Genomic DNA, 17384 nt, shown 5'->3' with positions numbered 1-17384 from the left:
GGCGGGCTCAGTCCCGGGCGACGGGAAGCCGCCGCCCCGCCGAGGCGTCCGGCCCGCCCGCAGGGGCCGGTGCGGGCCTGCTCAGTGCCTCACCCTCGACATCCACGTTCGGCAGCACGCGGTTCAGGATACGGGGCAGCCACCAGGCCCGTTCCCCGAGCAGCGCCAGTACGGCGGGCACGATCGCCATCCGCACCACGAAGGCGTCGAAGAGGACGGCGGCGGCCAGGCCGACGCCCATCGTCTGGATGGTCGGGCTGCTCATCCCGATGAACCCGGCGAACACGCTGATCATGATGACCGCCGCCGCGGCCACCACCCGGCCACTGTGCCGGAAGCCGTTGACGATCGCCTCGCCGGGGGACGCCCCGTGCAGATGGGCCTCCCGCATCCGGCTGAGGAGGAAGACCTCGTAGTCCATGGCGAGGCCGAACACGATCCCGATGATGAGGATCGGCATCAGCGACATGACGGGGCCGGTCTGCTCGATGCCGATCAGGTCCGCGGCCCAGCCCCACTGGAAGACGGCGACGAGGACACCGAAGGCCGCACCCACCGACAGCAGGAATCCGAGCGCGGCCTTGACCGGGACCAGCACGGAGCGGAACACCACCAGCAACAGCAGTACCGCCAGTCCGATCACCACGGCCAGATAGGGGAGAAGGGCGTCGGCCATGGCCTCGGAGATGTCGATGTTCAGCGCGGTGGTGCCCGTCACCAGGACGCGTGCGTCCGTACCGGACCCGGCGCCGGACACCGCGCCCCGGATCGTGTGCACCAGGTCCTTGGTCGCGTCGCTGTTCGGCGCTGTCCGGGGGACGGCGGTGAGGACGGCCGTGTCCGCGCTCTCGCTCAGAACCGGATCACCGACAGAGGCGACCCCGTCCACGGCTCGCAGGGTCTTGATCACCCGGTCCGTGGTGGCCCGGGTGTCCTGGGAGTCCGGGGTGTCCACGACCACGGTCAGCGGGCCGTTGAAGCCGGGGCCGAAGCCCTCCGACAGCAGGTCGTAGGCGCGCCGCTCGGTGGTCCGCACCGACTTGGACTCGTCCCCCGGCAGCCCGAGCTCAAGGCTCAGCACCGGCAGGGCGACCGCGCCCAGACCGAGTCCGGCGACCACCAGCACGGCCACCGGCCGGCGCAGCACGAACCGCGCCCAGCGGGTGCCGAGACCGGGCCGGCCGGCCACTCCGGACGCCGGATGGCGCCCGCTTCCCGGCCGGAGGGCCCGGCGGACGGCGCGGGGCAGTACCCGGTGGCCGAAGAAGCCGAACAGCGCGGGGACCAGGGTCAGGGCGACGAGCACGGCGAGGGCCACGGCGCCCGCGCCGCCCAGCCCCATCCTGGTGAGCTCGGGAATCCCGACGACCCCCAGCCCGGCCAGGGCGATGAAGACGGTCGCGCCCGCAAAGACGACGGCGGATCCGGCCGTGCCCACCGCCCGGCCCGCGGCCTCCTGCGGCTCGGCGCCACGGGCGCGCTCCTCGCGGAAGCGGGAGGTGATGAAGAGCGCGTAGTCGATGCCTACAGCCAGCCCCAGCATCAGCGCGAGGATGGCGACGGTGGAGCTCAGGCCGAGCGGCACTGCCAGCGCGGAGACCAGGCCGAAGGCGATGGCCACGCCGATGAAGGCGGTCAGCAGCGACAGCCCGGCCGCGGCCGTCGATCCGAGGGCGAGGACCAGTACCACCGCCGCCACCGCGACGCCGATGATCTCCGTCGTACCGCCGGGTTCCTCCTCGGAATCCAGGGCCGAGCCGCCGGTCTCCACGGTGAGCCCCGCCCCTCGTGCCCGGTCGGCGGCGTCCTGGAGGGCGCTCCTGTCGGACTCGGTCAAATCGGCGGCGGCCGCGGTGTAACTGACCGTGGAGTAGGCGATGGCGCCGTCCTCGCTGACAGCGCCGCTCCGGTAGGGGTCGGTGGCCGACGCGAACTGACCGCCCCCGTCCAGCGAACCGAGCGCGTCCTCGACGGCCGCCTTGTTCGCCCCGGCCGTCACCCGCTGCCCGGCAGGGGCCCGGAAGACCAGCCGGGCCTCCGCGCCCTGGGAATTGCTCCGGGGAAAGCGCTCGTCCAGCAGGTCGAACGCCTTCTGCGACTCGGTCCCCGGCATGGAGAGGTCCTCCTCCTGCCCGGCCGGTGCGACGGCGGCGGCGATCCCGGCCAGTACCAGGGCGCTCAGCCACAGACCGGTCACCAGCCGGCGCCGCCGGAAGGCCCACCGTCCGATCCGGTAGAGAATTGTCGCCACTTTCCGATCACTCCAGACACCGAGAGGCAAGGGGAACGCGCAGGTTGAGCGCGCCTCCCACACTTCCCTCCGGCGCCCCGCCGGTCATCGTCCCGCGACGCTGTCCTCTCCTGGTGCAACCGGACCAGCCACTCGGGCGTCCTAGTACGTGCGCACCACAGGCCCACCCGGTTCGAGGGGCTTCGCATGAGGTGGCAGACAGGCTTACCGGCGCTCCTGGCTCCGGCCGGATCACGTTCTGCGGGAGGGCCCGAGGGCGCGCTCGACCGCAGCGTCCGGTGACGGCCCCCCGTCTCGACTTGGGGCTCGTGTGACTCGGTAAGCTATGCTCCGGCAATCGTCTCACCTGGCGCTGGCAGGCTCTGTGGCCGTCGCACATGCCTCGTAGAAGGCGTAACGGTTCACAAATTGGAAGGACGACGATGGCGCGTTGCTCAATAGCGACGATTTCCTGGGAGCGTGTGCACCTCAGTCTCGTTGTGGAGGTCGCCGACTTTACTGGAGATGCTAGTGCTCTCAGCTTCCTGATTGTTGACAATGGGCGCGAATTCCCGGTTAACTCTCGGCAAATCGGCGCCGAACAGCACCGCTTGGATATCAACGTCACGAACTTCGAGAACCGGCGCCAAGTGCCCAACGGCACATGGCGGATCGTCCCGGTGGTCGATGGCGAACAGCTGCCGGGGGCGACGTTCGACCTCAAGGCGACGGAAACGCTCGACGTCAGTTCCCGGGTCTTCCTCTACGACCGCAATCGCTCGGTCTACGTGATTTCGTTCGGTCTCTCCGACGATGACGAGAACCCCGAGTTCCTCATGCGGACGTACCAGTTGTTCCGCGGTGGCGGCGGCGGCAAGAAGCCCAAGACGAAGAAGCCCATCGGCAAGCGAATAGCACTGAAGGTGCTGCCGCGGGCCCGGCGACGCAAGCTCGCCAACCGCTTCTACTGGGCCGCCCGCCGTGTGAATCCGCCGCGCGGGAACAAGATTCTCTTCGCCTCCGAGATGCGTACCGGCCTCGGTGGCAACCTGGCGCGCGTCCACGACCGGATGATCGAGCGGGACCTGGACAAGAAGTACAAGTTCAATCACTCGTTCCGAATACCGTCGACCGCGAACAAGTGGAGCACGCTCCGCCTCATCTATCTGCTCGCGACGTCGGACACCGTGCTGATGGACGACTACTTCGGGCTTCTCGGCAATCTGACCATTTCGCCGGAAACCAAGATAATTCAGCTCTGGCACGCGGGAAGCGGTTTCAAGGCGGTCGGTTACAGCCGGTTCGGAAAGTACGGTTCGCCGAAGCTGTCCAACGCCCACCGCAAGTACACCTACGTCATCACCGGGTCCAAGCACCTGGTGCCGGTGTACGCGGAGGCGTTCGGCGTCGAGGAGTCGGCGGTCGTGCCGACCGGTCTTCCCCGCATCGACACGTTCCTCAACGAGGAGCACTCCCAGAAGGTCACGGAAGACTTCTTCGCCTCCTACCCGCAGTTCCGGGGCAAGAAGATCGTGCTGTTCGCGCCGACCTTCCGCGGGAAGAGCATCAGCGACGCGCACTACGACTACGACCGCATCGACTTCGAGAAGCTCCACGAGGTCTGCGGCGACAAGTACGTCGTGCTCTTCCGGATGCACCACTTCATCTCGGAGCCCCCGCCGATCCCCGAGGAGTACTCGGACCGGCTGGTCGACTTCGCGTCGTTCCCCGACACGAACGACCTGCTGCACGTGACCGACGTGCTGGTCACGGACTACTCGTCGGTCATCTACGAGTACACCCTGCTCGACAAGCCGATACTGTTCTACGCGTACGACAAGGACACGTACTCGGTGATCCGCGGGTTCCACCGCGACTACGACAGCGTCGCCCCCGGCACCATCTGCGTGACCTTCGACGATCTGCTCAAGGCCCTGCAGGACGAGGACTTCGACCTCTCGAAGGTCGAGGAGTTCCGGCGGGAGAACTTCGACTTCGTCGACACCAACTCGGCGGACCGCGTGATCGACTGGCTTGTGGTCGGCGATCACGGAGGCCGTGAAACGGGCGGCCGGCACCAGTGGCTGGACACCGTCCCGGACAACACCGCGGTGGGCGACCAGCCGCTCAGCGACCAGTCGGAGGAATGACCTGTGAACGTTGCCCTGCTTTTCGCCGGCGGCATTGGTTCGAGGATGAACAGCCGTGCTCTCCCGAAGCAGTTCCTGGAGATCCACGGCAAGCCGATCATCATCCACACCCTTGAACACTTCGAGGCGCACCCGGAGATAGACGCCATAGCCATCGCGATACTCCCCGAGTACCGCGAACTGATGGAGAAGCTCCTCAAGCGGTACGAGATCCAGAAGGTCAAGTGGGTCATCGACGGCGGCCGGACCGGTCAGGAGTCGCGGCACAACGCGCTCAGGACCGTCGCCGAGGAGTGCCCCGCGGACACCGTCGTGCTGGTGCACGACGGCGTGCGGCCGCTGATCGACGCCAAGTTGATCACCGCCAACATCGAGACGGTCCGCGAGCACGGCTCGGCCATCACCTGCACCAAGTTCAACGAGACCGTGGTGTCGAGTGAGTACGAGCACATCGACGACGTGATCCCGCGCGACCACATCTACGCCGCGCAGGCCCCGCAGAGCTTCCGGCTCGGCGAGATCCTCTCGCTGTACGACCGGGCGGTCGAGGAGGGCGAGCACGACACCATCGACTCCTGCTCCCTCATGCACCGCTACGGGCGCAAGATCTACCGGGTCGTCGGCCCCCGCTCGAACATCAAGATCACGACGTCCGAGGACTTCTACCTGTGCCGGACGTTCTTCGAGATCCTCGAAAACCAGCAGATCGTAGGTACGTGATTCCATTGACCACCGTTTCAAGTCCGGTCGTGGCGCACGACCTCGACGAGATCCTTGACCGCGACCTGCCGTGGAGCGAGCTGTCCGGCCGCACCGTGCTGGTCACCGGCGCGAGCGGCATGCTGCCGTCGTACGTCGTCTACACGCTGCTCGCACTGAACGACCGGCACGGCGCGGGCATCACCGTGCACGGTCTGGTGCGCAACGAGGAGAAGGCCAGGCGGCTGCTCGCGGACGTACTGGACCGCCCGGACTTCAACCTGGTCGTCCAGGACGTGTCGGTTCCGCTCGAACTGCCCGGCCCGGTCGACTACGTGATCCACGGGGCGAGCGCCGCACGCCCCGCCCTGCACGGCAGCCAGCCGGTCATGACGATCAAGGCGAATCTGCTCGGCACCTTCAACCTGCTCGACCTCTGTGTGGAGAAGGCCAGCCGCGGATTCGTCCTGATGTCCTCCGCCGAGGTCTACGGGGCCCAGGCCCCGGAGACCGAGCTGATCGACGAGCAGAGCTACGGCGGCTTCGACATCCTCAACCCGAGGGCCTGCTACGCCGAGGGCAAGCGCGCCGCGGAGACGATCTGCGCGACCTACCAGGCGCAGTACGGCATCGACAGCCGCGCCGTCCGGTTCGGGCACGTCTACGGTCCGGGGATGGCGCTCGACGACGGGCGCGTGCAGGCCGACTTCGCGGCGAACGTGGTGGCCGGCAAGGACATCGTGCTCAACAGCGACGGTTCCGGCGTACGGACCTACACCTACGTGGCCGACGCCATCGCGGGTCTTTTCTACGCCCTGCTCCGTGGCGACCAGGTGGCCTACAACGTCGCGGACCCGGCCGGGCTGGTCTCGATCCGTCGGCTGGCCGAGCTGTTCACCGAGGTGCGCCCGGAGCGCGGGCAGCAGCTCCGGTTCACCAACGAGTCCGACGCGCGCGCCTACAGCCTGACCAAGAAGCAGGGCCTGGACAGCGCCCGGCTCGCCGCACTCGGCTGGAGCCCGGTGGTCGATCTGCCGACCGGGCTGAACCGCATGGTGACGCATCTGGAGTCGAGCGCCCCGGCCCAGTAGCGCAATCGGATATCGCTCGCACGCGAAACGGCCTCGGGCCCGGACGGAAGTCCGGGCCCGAGGCCGTTTCGCGCGATGTCACCGAAGCGCCGCAAGCGGGTGCCTCAGTTGGAGCGGAACTTCCTGGCGAGCCGTCGCACCGGAGCCGGGAGGACCCGGGCCGCCCCCCGTCGCTGCGCCTTGGGCTGCTGCCGGATCACCGGCTTGGCCGGGACGTCGTCCTCGACGGTGGGATTCCAGTACTGCTCGGACTTCTCGCCCTTGCGCGGATACTGCTCGTCCGGGCGGCGCGAAACGACCTCGGGACGCTCCCAGGCGATGTCCCGCCGTACCACCCGCGCCGGTGCTCCCACCGCGATGCAGTTGTTGGGTATGTTCGAGGTGACGATGGACCGGAAGCCGATCACCGAGCCGTTGCCGATGGTGACGCCGCCCATCACGACCGCGTGCTTCGCGATCCAGACGTGCTCGCCCACCACGATCGACTGCGACGGGTTCGCCCGCTTCTCGGTGTGCACGTCGAAGATCGGGTGGGTGTCGTCGCCGCGCACCTCGATGTTCTTGGCGAACATCACATCGGCACCGATCGTCACGGAGACGCCCTCGACGGCCGAGAGGAAGGTGCGGCCGGCACAGCCCACGTTCTCGCCGACCCGGATCCGGGACTCGTGCCCGCAGCGCAGCTCGAAGCGGAGACCAGCGCGCTTCTTCGTGGTCTGTTCGATGTCGATCTGACCGTTGTCCCCGGTGAAGGTGACAAGCAGGTCCTTGACGTCAGCCTTGGGACTGATGACGAGCCTGTTGTTCGATCCCTTGAACCGGATATCGATCTTGGCGTCACGGATCTCGCCGTCATAGACGATCTCGTTTCCCTGATCGTCCTTGTAGCGCTCAAGCTTGTGTACTTGCAGCATCGTGATCTGAGGGGTGTCCTCGCCCGGGTCAGGGTCGGACCTGCCCCTCGTACCTCCGTTCCGGCCTGCGATTCGGCCTAAGCTATCAGGTGACCGTATTACTGGTCCTTGGCCGGACCTTGGCGTGATCGAACCGATAGCGGCCGTGCTGCCGGCCGCCGGCCCCGGGGCTCAGGCCAGGCCGCCTCGGAGCGCGTTGACGCGCTTCACACCCGCGTCGAAGGCCGCCCCGTCGAGGGTGCCCGCCGTCAGCGCCTCGCCCAGTGCGGTCACCGCGGCGTCCCCCTGAGCGGCGTCCCTGGCCGAGCACAGGATCAGGTCCATACCGGCCGAGGCCGCCAGCACGCTGCGCTTCGCCGTGGAGCCGTAGGCCTTGAGGGCCCCGGCCTCCAGCGCGTCGGTGACGGTCACGCCCCGGAAGCCGAGCCGGTTCCGCAGCTCGCCGATCACGGTGGGGGAGAGGCCGGCGGGCCGGTCCGCGTCCAGCGCCGGGTAGACGGCCCAGGACAGCATGACGAGCTTGGTCCCGGCGGAGACCGCCGCCCGGTAGGGCGCCTCGTCCACGCCCCGGAGGGTGGCCGCCGACGTGGTGAGGGTGACGGGGCCCAGGTCGGTGTTCTGGCTCGCGGAGGCGGGGCCGAGGCCGGGGAAGTGCTTCGCGGTGGCCGCCACCCCGGCGGCCTGCTGTGCGGTGATGAAGGCAGAGCCGCAGGACGCCACCGCCGCCGGGTCCTCGCTGTAGGACCGCTCGTACTGGTCGGTGAAGTCGCCTGCCGTGCGGTACACGTCGAGCACGGGTGCCAGGTTCACGTTCATGCCGACGCCCGCGAGGTTCATGCCCGCCCCGCTCCCGGTGAACTCCGCCTCCCCCTCCGGATCCGACGAGGCGCCGACGTCCTTCGCGGACCACACCGGCTCACCGGGCAGGCGGCGCACCAGGCCGCCCTCCTGGTCGGTCATCAGGAGCAGCGGGGCGCTCACCGGGGAGTCGGCGTGGGCCGCGTTCATCTCCTGGATGACGCCCTCGATCTGGCTCAGGCTCTTGATGTTCTCGGTGAAGAAGATCACCCCGGCCGTCCGCCCCTCGCTGATCGCGTCCATCAGCCGGGCCGGAGGCGTGAGCCCGGCGTAGGAGTGGATGACGCACTGCCCGGCGCGCTGTGCCGGGGTCAGGGCGGCCGAGGGGGAGCGTGCGCCCTCCGGCATGCGTACGGCCGCTTCCGTACGGCCCGCCAGCCCCAGCCCGCCGGCCAGAGCCGCCGTTCCGGCGAGCAGAGCGCCGCGCCTGCTGAGGGGCTGTGGTGTCGAGCTCATGAATCTCTCCTTCGCGAAATGTCGTTGCGCCCGGGGCCGGTCACGCCGTGGTCGGCCCCGGGGTGCGGTCACCGCTCCTGCGGTCACCGCACCCCGGGGCCCGCTGTCACGGCGTGTTGTTGGCGAGGGCCAGCAGTCGGGAGCGGTCACCACTGAAGCGGTCGCGGTCGACGTTGCCGGAGATGCCGCTCACCGAGCCGGTCGACGTGTACTGCCAGACGGTCCAGAAGGGGAAGCCCGTCGGGATGCTCGGGCTGCCCGCGGAGGTCCAGTGGGCCACCCACAGCGGGCTCTTGGCGGACATGCCGCTCCAGCCGCCGGTGCACGAGTTCCACCAGCTCGGGCTGGTGTAGATGACGACGTCGCGGCCGGTGCGGGCCTTGTACGTGTTGTAGAAGTCGAGGATCCAGGACTGCATCGCGGCGGGCGTCTTGCCGTAGCAGGTGCCCTCGATGTCCAGTACGCCGGGGAGCGTCAGGTTGTCGCGGGACCAGGCGCCACCGTTGTCGGCGAAGAAGTTCGCCTGCGCCGCGCCACCGGACACGTCGGGCCGCCCGTAGTGGTACGCGCCCCGGATCACCCCGGCGTTGTACGCGCCCAGGTAGTTGGTGCTGAACGTCGGGTCCTTGTACGTGGTGCCCTCGGTCGCCTTCATCCAGGCGAACTCGATGCCCGCGCCCCGGGCCGAGGTCCAGTTGATGCTGCCCTGGTAACTGGAGACGTCCATCCCCACGGGGTTCGCCAGGAGGTTCGCGTCAGGTGCCGCTTCGAGGGCCGGCTCCCGGGTGTCCGGCTTGAAGTCCTTGCTGTCCTGGACGTAGCCCACGCCCATGTAGCCCTTGCCCAGTGGCACGGTGCTGTCGGAGGGCAGCGGCGCCGAGGCGGCGGTACCCGACATCAGGCTGAGCGTCAGCGCGGCGCTCACGCCGAGGACACCGGCCACGGAGAGTCTTTGCTGCGCGGATGTGCGGGAGAGACGGCGGGGAAGCATGGATTCCTCCTGCTTGGTGGGGGGAGAGAGGCAGAGGATCTACGCGCGTCCACGTGACGCGAACACGACATAGTGAGCCACAGGGGGGTGCGGCTGGTAAATAGTTTTCCGATTCGTTAGTGGTATAGACCTATTCGCGCTCCGGTGAGCTGCGGAAACGGCCCGGTCTCGGCGGAACTTTCTCCAAGTGGTGCTGGTCGCCGGTGCTTTGGCATCTCAGGGTGCATCCGGCACAACCATCCTTGTCGTTCGAGGGTCACATCAAGTGGGAGTAATCCGCTCTCAGAGCTACAAGGGGGATATATGCGAATCGTACGTAATGTCGCGACTGTCGGAGCGTTGGCCACGCTGACGCTGGGCGCCACGGTTGTGCTCAGCACGACCGCCTCGGCCGCGCCCAACGTCACACCGCAGGGGGTCTGCGGCAGTGCCTACAAGACGGTGAACTCGGCGCCCATCGGCTCGCAGGGCACCGTCTACCTGACGTACAACTCCGCGAACGGCAAGAACTGCGTCGCGACGATCCGCGCCAACCCGGGCGCAGCCAAGAACATGTCCACGTCCATCTACGTCTCCGACACCGACGAGTGGGCCGGGGACGACGGCAACTACACGTCGTACGCCGGGCCCGCGTACGTCTACGGCAAGGGCCACTGCGTGAGTTGGAGCGGCAGCATCGGCAACGTGTACGTGTCGGTGGACAACTCCAACTGCGCGAAGCTCAAGGAACACCGGGTCACCGAAGTCCGCTGACCCGGTACACCGCCGGGCTCCATCAGTGAGGTGAGGCGCCCTCGGTACGGGCGACCTTGCGGGCCCACATGACCAGGGGAATCTGCAGGGGCAACCGGCCGAGGGCCGCGGCCCTCGGCAGGGCGGGGGAGTGCCGCGCGTCGAGGGCCATCTGGACGTTGGCGGGGAAGACGGCGACGAAGAACCCGGCGGTCGCGCGGGCCGCGACGGGCCGCGTCCGCCGGTGGACGAGCCCGGCGGCGAGCGCGAACTCGATGACCCCGCTCCCGTACGTCCACGCGCGGGGCGTACCGGGCAGGATCCTCGGAACGGTCCCGTCGAACACCTTCGGCACCGCCATGTGCAGAGCTCCGGCTCCGGCCATCAGCCCGGCGAGGAGGAAGGTGGAGCGGCTCGTCCGGGACATCAGTCTCCTTCGATGGCGGTTTCGCGAGGGGCGGCGGCGTCGTCGACGGGGACGCCCAGCCGGTCGGCCACCGTGGTGAGGGCCGTTCCCAGCGGGAGCGCGACGCGGGTGACGGCGTGCCGGTCGCCCCGGGTCGGGTCCCGGTTGACGATCAGCACCGGCACTGCGGCCTGTGCCGCCTGGCGGACGAACCGGAGCCCGGACATCACCGTCAGCGAAGAGCCTAGGACCAGCAGCGAGGACGCCGCTCCGACCAGTTCCCGGCAGTGTTCGACGCGGCGGGGCGGTACGGCCTCGCCGAAGAACACCACATCCGGTTTGAGGATGCCGCCGCAGACCGCGCAGGGCACCACGCGGAAGTCCCCGACCTGTTCGTCGGTGAGGTCGGCGTCGCCGTCCGGGTTGATCGCGGCGGCCACCGGCCGGAAGCCCGGGTTGGCCTCCTCCAGCCGCCGTGCGAGGTCGCGGCGCGAGCTGAGCGTGCCGCAGGAGAGGCAGACGACCCGGTCCAGGCTGCCGTGGAGTTCCACCGCGTCCTCGCTGCCGGCGGCCTGGTGCAGACCGTCGACGTTCTGGGTGATCACCCCCGAGAGCAGGCCCTGCCGCCCGAACGCGGCCACCGCCCGGTGGCCGGCGTTGGGCCGGGCGCGGCCGAAGGTGCGCCAGCCGAGATGGCTGCGGGCCCAGTACCGGCGCCGGGCCTGGGCGCTCGCCGTGAAGTCCTGGTAGGTCATCGGGGTGTGCCGGCTCAGGCTCCCGCCCTCGCCCCGGTAGTCGGGGATGCCCGACTCGGTGGAGATCCCGGCCCCGCTGAGCACCAGCACACGGCCGGCGCCCAGCGCCTCGGTGACCGGCTCCAGGTCGGTGGTGGCGGGCGGCAGGTCCTCCGTGGGGGACCAGCTCAGAGTGGGGCGCATGCGCATGCCTCAAGAGTACGTAACCGTCCTCGGCCGCCCTTCCGCGCCGTCGGCGGCCCGGGGCGGTCCGGGTCACCTCTGCCGCACCACGGGCACCGACGCGCAGCCGCGGAGCCGTGCGTCCCCGCGAGCCAGCCCCGGCGACGCCCCGGCCCCCACCACCCGGCCGTCGAGGACCGCGAGCCAGCCGCCTTCGGGTGCGTCGGACCCCAGCCCCTCCGGATCGGCGGGTTCGAGGGCCTTGAGCAATTCGGGGTCGGGGCCCTCCGGAGTGGCGGCGGCCGAGGCCACCGGGGCTCCCGAGCGCCACTCGGCGACGGTCCGCTCCGCTCCCCGTACCCGGACCCACAGCACATGCTGGAGCACGATCAGCGGGCCGAGCGCCGTGAGCAGCGGAAACGCCCCGGTCAGGGTCCCGGCGGCGAACAGCGCACTGACCGCCGCCGACACCGCCAGGCCGATTCCGGCCGCGAGGAGACCGGCGGCCCGGCCGAAGGCCTTGAGTGCCACCAGCGGGAAGAGCACCAGGAGCAACAGGTCGCCCAGCCCGAGTGCCACGGGAGGATCGCCCCGGGTGACGGCCAGCAACGGGGCGAACGGCAGCCCCATCACCTGGCCGGCGAACCGGTCCATGACCGAGGTGAGCCCCGTCGCCACCAGGTCGTAGCAGGCGAGCGCGCCCGCGAACCATGCGGCATGGGCGGAGCGCATGCCGCTCTGCGCCCACATGTTGGCCACCCCCACGACGGCGATCGCGAGCAGCACATCGGTGAGCACCAGCACGGCGAGGGTCCGGTCCGCGAACGCGCATCCGGCGGTGGCCGCGACCGAGCCCAGCGCGGTCACCCAGGCCCGGCCCCCGCCGAACAGAGGCGCGAGGGTGAACTGGAGCGCCGCACAGAGAACCAGACCGAACACGACGGCCACCGCGGCACGGGGCAGTTCCAGATAGACCAGGGGAGCGGCCACGACCACGGCGGACACCACGGCGACGTCGGGGAGTTCGTACCGGCCGACCGGCGGACGGGGCATCCGGACCCGGCCGAAGTAGGCCGCGCCGGCCGCCGTGATCGCGGCGACGCAGACGTTGAGGCCCACCAGGGCGACGGCGCTCATGCCGGACTCACGGCCCGCACCGCTGCGGGGCGCACCGATTCGAAGGTGCGCTCACGCAGATCGGCGCGGACCGGACCGGTCCGTGGCATCGCGGCCTGGTCGTCATGGAGCACCACGGCGTCCAGTGCGAGGCCCGCCGCGGTGGCCCGGTCCTCCAGCCTGCCGAGCAGGCCGGCTGCGGGCAGCCTGCGGACCAGGACATGGAGGCGCGGGCCCGGCGGCCCGTCGACCAAGGCGTAGCGCGCGGGCAGCGGAATGTCCGGCTCCGCCTCCAGCAGGTTCAGCACCGACCAGGTGGTGATCTCGCGGCTCAGCGGACCCGTCCAGCGGCCGAGCACCGGCGAGGTGGCGGGCAGGTGGGCCAGTTCGCACTCCGGCGCGCTCCCGGGGATGCGGACCAGGTCGCCGGTCGCGTACCGCAGGAGCAGGGTGCAGTCCCGGTAGGGCACGTACGGGGTCTGCACGATGATGCCGACGTCGCCCGGTGGCGTCGGCGCGTGGGTCACGGGGTCGAGTATCTCCAGGTGCCCGAACTCGGTGGTGTGGTGCAGATGCCCCTCGGTGCACGGCGTCCCGCCCGAGGGCACGGTCTCGGTCATCATGTACGAGGTGGAGATCTTCGCGCCCAGCGCCGCCGACGCCCGCTCCTTCAGCGGTTCGGAGAGTACTTCGCCGCCGACGCCGATGGACTCCAGGCCGAAGTCCGAGGGGAGCCGGCCGCCCCGCTCCGCCTCCTCGACGAGCGCGGAGAGGTAGGACGCGGAGACGGTCAGATGAGTGATCTGCGGGGCCTTGCCGCGCAGCCCGAGCGGGGTCGCCAGCCGGTCCAGCGCCACGGCCGGGTCCACGGTGCCGATCTGGACGAAGGAGGCACCGATCCGGGTCACCGACTCCGCCACGTTGAGCAGCGGCAGGGTCGCCCGGGAGCACCCCGCGTACGCGACGGTGTGGCGAGGGCGCAGGCCCAGGCCGAGGACGGCCGAGACCGTGCTCATGGCCACCGCGATCTCCACCTCGGCCCGGGAGTACCAGACCGTGGTGGGGGTGCCGCTCGTGCCCGTGGTGAGCGCCATCAGCGCGGGAGCGGAGGCGGCGGACACGAAGGCGGCCGGCAGTCCGCGCAGGGCCGCCTTCGGCGTGACCGGCACCCGGTCCCAGGTCTCCGGTGTGAGGGCGCCGGGGTCGAGTGCCAGACCGTCGAACGTCCGGCGGTAGTACGCCGTGTGCCGGGCCGCGGCCCGCGCCGTGGCCCGCAGGCTGCGCTCGGTCACGGTCCGCCGTACGGCGGGGTCGACGGCCCCCGCCCGGCCGGGCAGCAGGGCCGAGTCAGCGCCGGGCTCCCCGAACTCCGCGAGGGTCGCGACCAGGTCCCGGGCGATGCGCTCCAGGTCCTGCGGTCGGATGGGGCGGTTGCGCAGGATCGCCGCGCCGTACCGGAGCTGGCTGAGCGCGGTCGCGAACAAGGGAGCCTCCTGATGCCTGGACCGGGACTGAAACTCCCGGTCCAGGCCGGGGCTGATCCGTCAGACCATGCTGGCGAACATCGCCGCGGTGAGCGTGCTGAACGCGTACTTGATGTAGTGCTTGACCATGGTGGATCTCCCTTCTCCGGGCCGTCCCTCAGGGCGGCTGGGCTCCATGTGGCGCACTCCCGGCCGAGGACGGCCGGTCGATGAACGAGACATTAGAGGAGGGGAGTTGTTCCATCAACGAATCCTTCCGACTTGCGCGCGGCAGCAGGAATTCCGCTACGGGGCATCAGCCCGCCGGCGCGCGAGGAGGAGGCCCCCGAGCTTGCTCTCGGCCGAGGTGAGGGTGTGCTGCGCCTCGACGTCGAATCCGGCCTCTTCGAGCCGGGCGGCCAGCTGATCGGGCCGGCGCCGATGGACGTACACCTTCATCGGGTGGCCGCCGTACCCCTGCGTCTTCAGCTTCCGCTCGTCCCCGACGTGGAAGCTGAGCAACAGGGGGCCACCGGGCCTCAGCACGCGGTGGAAGTGCGCCAGGACCGAACCGATCTCCTCGTCGGGGACGTGGATGAGCGAGTACCAGGCGATCAGCCCGGCCACCGAGCGATCGGTGAGACCGAGCTCCGTCATGGACCCGGGTTCGAACCGCAGGCCGGGGTGGTCGCGCCGGGCCACCTCGATCATCCCGGGGGACAGGTCGATCCCGAACGCGTCCATGCCCAGTCCGTGCAGGTGGGCCGTGATCCGTCCCGGCCCGCACCCCACGTCCGCGACCGGACCTTCGCCGTTCTCCCGCACCCGGGCGGCGAACAGCGCCAGTACGGCGCGTTCTTCAGGCGTGTCGTCCAGGAGGTTCCGCACCTGGTCCGCGTAGCTGTCGGCCACGGTGTCGTAGGACACCCGGGTGTCCGCCAGCCAGTTGTCAGTGTTCTGTTCGATTCCCACAGCCGCAGGCTATCCGGGAGCGTCGGGCAGGAGCGGCACGCGTCGCCATGAAGACAGTCCGGCGGGCTCCGCCCTGCCCGGGGCGGAGCCCGCCGGACTGTTCACCGGTCTCAGACCGGCTCGGGCAGCGGCTCGGGCTGCCGCGCCGGGACGGTCTTCGGTTCCCACTGCTCGGTGGTCCGCACGTAGCCGTGGATCACCGAGGCCATCGCCAGGACGAGGAGCGGGCCGGACACCCAGGGATGGTGGGCCATCGGCAACGAGAGATAGCGGTACGACACCAGCAGCGCGGCGAAGACGGCGACGCCGTAGGCGACCAGCTTGACTCCCGACCGGTCCCAGCCGCGGTCGAACGTGCGCAGACCCGCCTCGATCGTGAGCGTGAACACCACGCCCGCGATGATGTCCGCGCCGTAGTGATAACCGAAGCCCAGCGTCGCGCAGAGGGTGGCGAGCAGCCAGAACGTGCCCGCGTACCGGAGGGCCCGCGGGCCCTTGCGGGAGTGGATGAAGATGCAGGTGGCCCAGGCCGTGTGCAGGCTGGGCATGCAGTTGCGCGGGGTGATCTCGTCGAACGACATGTGGTGCGGAGCGGAGATCTGCGGCATCGTGTTGGGCCACATGTTGGCCACCGCCCAGTGTCCGCCGTCGGCGCCGTAGGCGAAGACCGGCCCGACCACCGGGAAGAGCACGTATATGCCGGGCCCGAGGAGGCCTATGACCAGGAAGGTGCGCACCAGGTGGTGGCCGGGGAAGCGGCGGTCGGCCGCCACGTTGCGCAACTGGTACAGCGCGACGACGACCGCGGCGACCGCGAGCTGCGTGTAGACGGAGTCGAGGAACTTGTCCCCGACCGGGCCGGTGGCCTGGACCATCCGCCCCACCAGCCACGAGGGGTTGCCCAGTGCGTGATCGGCGGTCGCGACGTACTGGTCGAGCACGGCGGGGCGGGTCTTCGAAGTGATGAGCAGCCAGGTGTCACCGGTCTTGCGGCCCGTCACCAGCAGCAGACCGAGGCCGACGCCCTTCAGCAGCAGGATGCGTTCCTGGCCCGTGCGGCGTGTGACGGCGATGACGCCGCAGCCCACGATCACCCACAACGCCCCATTGCCGAAGGGGTGGCCGTGGGTGACCCTGGCGTCGGCCGCCCAGCGCACCAGCAGAATGACGAGATCGATTCCTATCGCGGTGCCCATCGCGATGAACCGTTGCCGCCAGGTGAGCACCACCATCATCAGCGCCATGCTGGCGTAGAGCAGGAAGCCCGACTGCGGGGCGACTATGACCTCTTGGGCCTGGGTGGTTATCGGCCCCGGCAGTCCGTAATGGCGTGCGGAGATCTCCAGCGCGACCAGGAATCCGAGGGTCACCACGGCCGCCGTGCCCCACAGTATCGCTCTTGGCCGACGCCACGGGGCGGTCGTGGTTCTGCTCGTTATTCGCGAAAACACCCGCGATACTATAGGTATCAATTGTTTGGCCGATTTGTTAGATGTTGGTTGAGTAAGACACTCTTCGCACCGGAAAACCCGACTTTCCGATGAATGGCGAGCGATGGGGATGCTCGTCGTGAGTTCGAACATGCTAACGGAGGCGTGCGGGTGCGTTCGCTGGTCGCGGGTGGTACGCAAGTCGGCCCGATCCAGCCCCCGGCCGTCCCCTGGAGGGTCTCAGGCGCCGCTCCGCACCGGACCGACGAGAGTGCCGGCCGCCACCCTGAGCCTGCCGTTGGCCACGGACGTGCCGGGGATCTCCCCGTCCGGAGCCCGGAGCGTGAAGGACACCTCGTCCGCGAGGACGCCACAGTCGTTGTTGGGGACCTGGATGTCGAAGTGCACCGGGCGCCCCGGGCCGAAGGTCACCGCGGTCCGCGCGCTGCCGTAGCGGCCGGCGGTGATCCCGCTCTCCGAGCCGTGGTTCGAGAACCGAACATCGGTGGGCGAACCCGCGAGCCGGCACGGGTCGTAGCCGCGCGGCGCGGTGAGGGTGACACGGTAGTGACGGTGCCCCGCGCTGCTGGACGCGTTGGTGATCTTCGCGAGGTGGTTGGCCGGACGGCATGCGGAGGGGGCGGCGCCGGCGGCCGCCACGGACGCGGCCTGCGCCGTTGTCCCGCCCGTGGTGCCCAACAGTGCGCTGGCGGCGATGGCGACGGCGATCTTCCGGGTGGTACGCATCATGAACCTTCCCTGCTGTGCTTGGCGGGCCCTGCGGGTGATCTTCCGTCAGGAGCGTGGTCACGGGGGGCTCCTGCCCCCGTTCTCACCCTCGCTGGGGTGACCCCAGGGCTATCACGGCGGCGGCACCGGTATGTGTAACCCGCACGGGTCGTCGTGGCCCGACCACGCACGCGGCGCAACAGCGACTCGCGCGGTCTTCTCCGCGCCTG

General features: G+C 69.7%; 15 protein-coding genes. 4 read left to right on the top strand and 11 right to left on the bottom strand.

Features of this window, described 5'->3' with window-relative positions:
- Positions 1-7: 7 nt before the first annotated feature.
- Positions 8-2251: an MMPL family transporter gene (locus tag ACZ601_RS00845; protein ID WP_469531743.1), complete on the bottom strand. Its 2244-nt coding sequence runs from the start codon at positions 2249-2251 to the stop codon at positions 8-10.
- A 590-nt stretch (positions 2252-2841) separates the two neighbouring features.
- On the opposite strand from ACZ601_RS00845, the gene ACZ601_RS00840 reads away from it, so the two are divergent.
- Genes ACZ601_RS00840 through ACZ601_RS00830 form a run of 3 tightly spaced genes read left to right on the top strand, consistent with a single transcriptional unit; the run spans position 2842 to position 6170 of the window.
- Positions 2842-4380 carry a CDP-glycerol glycerophosphotransferase family protein gene (locus ACZ601_RS00840; protein WP_469531740.1) on the top strand — a complete coding sequence of 513 codons (1539 nt, stop codon included), beginning with the start codon at positions 2842-2844 and terminating at the stop codon, positions 4378-4380.
- A gap of 3 nt (positions 4381-4383) precedes the next feature.
- On the top strand, positions 4384-5100 hold the full coding sequence (locus tag ACZ601_RS00835) for an IspD/TarI family cytidylyltransferase (RefSeq protein WP_440576481.1): 717 nt from the start codon (positions 4384-4386) through the stop codon (positions 5098-5100).
- Between the two features lie 29 nt (positions 5101-5129).
- The gene (locus ACZ601_RS00830; protein WP_440576480.1) at positions 5130-6170 is read left to right on the top strand and encodes an NAD-dependent epimerase/dehydratase family protein; all 1041 of its coding nucleotides are present in this window, start codon (positions 5130-5132) and stop codon (positions 6168-6170) included.
- A 104-nt stretch (positions 6171-6274) separates the two neighbouring features.
- Here the strand turns inward: ACZ601_RS00830 and ACZ601_RS00825 are convergent, their stop codons facing one another.
- From ACZ601_RS00825 to ACZ601_RS00815, 3 genes are all read right to left on the bottom strand, one after another.
- Complete coding sequence (locus ACZ601_RS00825) at positions 6275-7084, bottom strand: acyltransferase (protein ID WP_469531738.1); 810 nt, start codon at positions 7082-7084, stop codon at positions 6275-6277.
- 171 nt (positions 7085-7255) lie between these two features.
- Entirely contained in the window at positions 7256-8398 is a 1143-nt protein-coding gene (locus ACZ601_RS00820) for a glycoside hydrolase family 3 N-terminal domain-containing protein (RefSeq protein WP_469531737.1), read from the bottom strand.
- A 106-nt stretch (positions 8399-8504) separates the two neighbouring features.
- A complete protein-coding gene (locus ACZ601_RS00815; protein WP_469531736.1) occupies positions 8505-9389 on the bottom strand; it encodes a GH25 family lysozyme in 885 nt (294 codons plus the stop codon).
- A 303-nt stretch (positions 9390-9692) separates the two neighbouring features.
- Between ACZ601_RS00815 and ACZ601_RS00810 the strand changes: the two genes are divergently transcribed.
- Positions 9693-10142, top strand: a complete 450-nt coding sequence (locus ACZ601_RS00810) for a spore-associated protein (RefSeq protein ID WP_469531734.1) — start codon at positions 9693-9695, stop codon at positions 10140-10142.
- 22 nt (positions 10143-10164) lie between these two features.
- Here the strand turns inward: ACZ601_RS00810 and ACZ601_RS00805 are convergent, their stop codons facing one another.
- The 7 genes from ACZ601_RS00805 to ACZ601_RS00775 all read right to left on the bottom strand — a co-directional run bounded on the left by ACZ601_RS00805 (position 10165) and on the right by ACZ601_RS00775 (position 17175).
- Complete coding sequence (locus tag ACZ601_RS00805) at positions 10165-10548, bottom strand: DoxX family protein (protein WP_469531733.1); 384 nt, start codon at positions 10546-10548, stop codon at positions 10165-10167.
- Entirely contained in the window at positions 10548-11471 is a 924-nt protein-coding gene (locus ACZ601_RS00800; RefSeq protein WP_469531731.1) for an NAD-dependent protein deacetylase, read from the bottom strand. The genes ACZ601_RS00805 and ACZ601_RS00800 overlap by 1 nt, the downstream gene beginning before the upstream one ends.
- A gap of 66 nt (positions 11472-11537) precedes the next feature.
- Positions 11538-12581 (bottom strand): hypothetical protein, encoded by a 1044-nt coding sequence (locus ACZ601_RS00795; RefSeq protein WP_469531730.1) that lies wholly within the window; start codon positions 12579-12581, stop codon positions 11538-11540.
- Positions 12578-14044, bottom strand: a complete 1467-nt coding sequence (locus ACZ601_RS00790) for a phenylacetate--CoA ligase family protein (RefSeq protein ID WP_469531728.1) — start codon at positions 14042-14044, stop codon at positions 12578-12580. The genes ACZ601_RS00795 and ACZ601_RS00790 overlap by 4 nt, the downstream gene beginning before the upstream one ends.
- A gap of 285 nt (positions 14045-14329) precedes the next feature.
- Complete coding sequence (locus ACZ601_RS00785) at positions 14330-14989, bottom strand: class I SAM-dependent DNA methyltransferase (protein WP_469533768.1); 660 nt, start codon at positions 14987-14989, stop codon at positions 14330-14332.
- Between the two features lie 116 nt (positions 14990-15105).
- Positions 15106-16368: a phosphatase PAP2 family protein gene (locus tag ACZ601_RS00780; protein WP_469531726.1), complete on the bottom strand. Its 1263-nt coding sequence runs from the start codon at positions 16366-16368 to the stop codon at positions 15106-15108.
- 297 nt (positions 16369-16665) lie between these two features.
- Complete coding sequence (locus ACZ601_RS00775; protein WP_469531725.1) at positions 16666-17175, bottom strand: DUF4232 domain-containing protein; 510 nt, start codon at positions 17173-17175, stop codon at positions 16666-16668.
- Positions 17176-17384: the final 209 nt, after the last annotated feature.

Source organism: Streptomyces sp. NPDC104307 (assembly GCF_055584045.1).
This window is presented reverse-complemented; position numbering and strand designations above follow the sequence as displayed.

Excerpts from the sequence above, each read along its gene's own strand:
- ACZ601_RS00825 (WP_469531738.1), bottom strand. The coding sequence starts at position 7,084 with ATGCTGCAAGTACACAAGCTTGAGCGCTACAAGGACGATCAGGGAAAC.
- ACZ601_RS00820 (WP_469531737.1), bottom strand. The coding sequence starts at position 8,398 with ATGAGCTCGACACCACAGCCCCTCAGCAGGCGCGGCGCTCTGCTCGCC.
- ACZ601_RS00815 (WP_469531736.1), bottom strand. The coding sequence starts at position 9,389 with ATGCTTCCCCGCCGTCTCTCCCGCACATCCGCGCAGCAAAGACTCTCC.
- ACZ601_RS00810 (WP_469531734.1), top strand. The coding sequence starts at position 9,693 with ATGCGAATCGTACGTAATGTCGCGACTGTCGGAGCGTTGGCCACGCTG.
- ACZ601_RS00805 (WP_469531733.1), bottom strand. The coding sequence starts at position 10,548 with ATGTCCCGGACGAGCCGCTCCACCTTCCTCCTCGCCGGGCTGATGGCC.
- ACZ601_RS00800 (WP_469531731.1), bottom strand. The coding sequence starts at position 11,471 with ATGCGCATGCGCCCCACTCTGAGCTGGTCCCCCACGGAGGACCTGCCG.
- ACZ601_RS00795 (WP_469531730.1), bottom strand. The coding sequence starts at position 12,581 with ATGAGCGCCGTCGCCCTGGTGGGCCTCAACGTCTGCGTCGCCGCGATC.
- ACZ601_RS00775 (WP_469531725.1), bottom strand. The coding sequence starts at position 17,175 with ATGATGCGTACCACCCGGAAGATCGCCGTCGCCATCGCCGCCAGCGCA.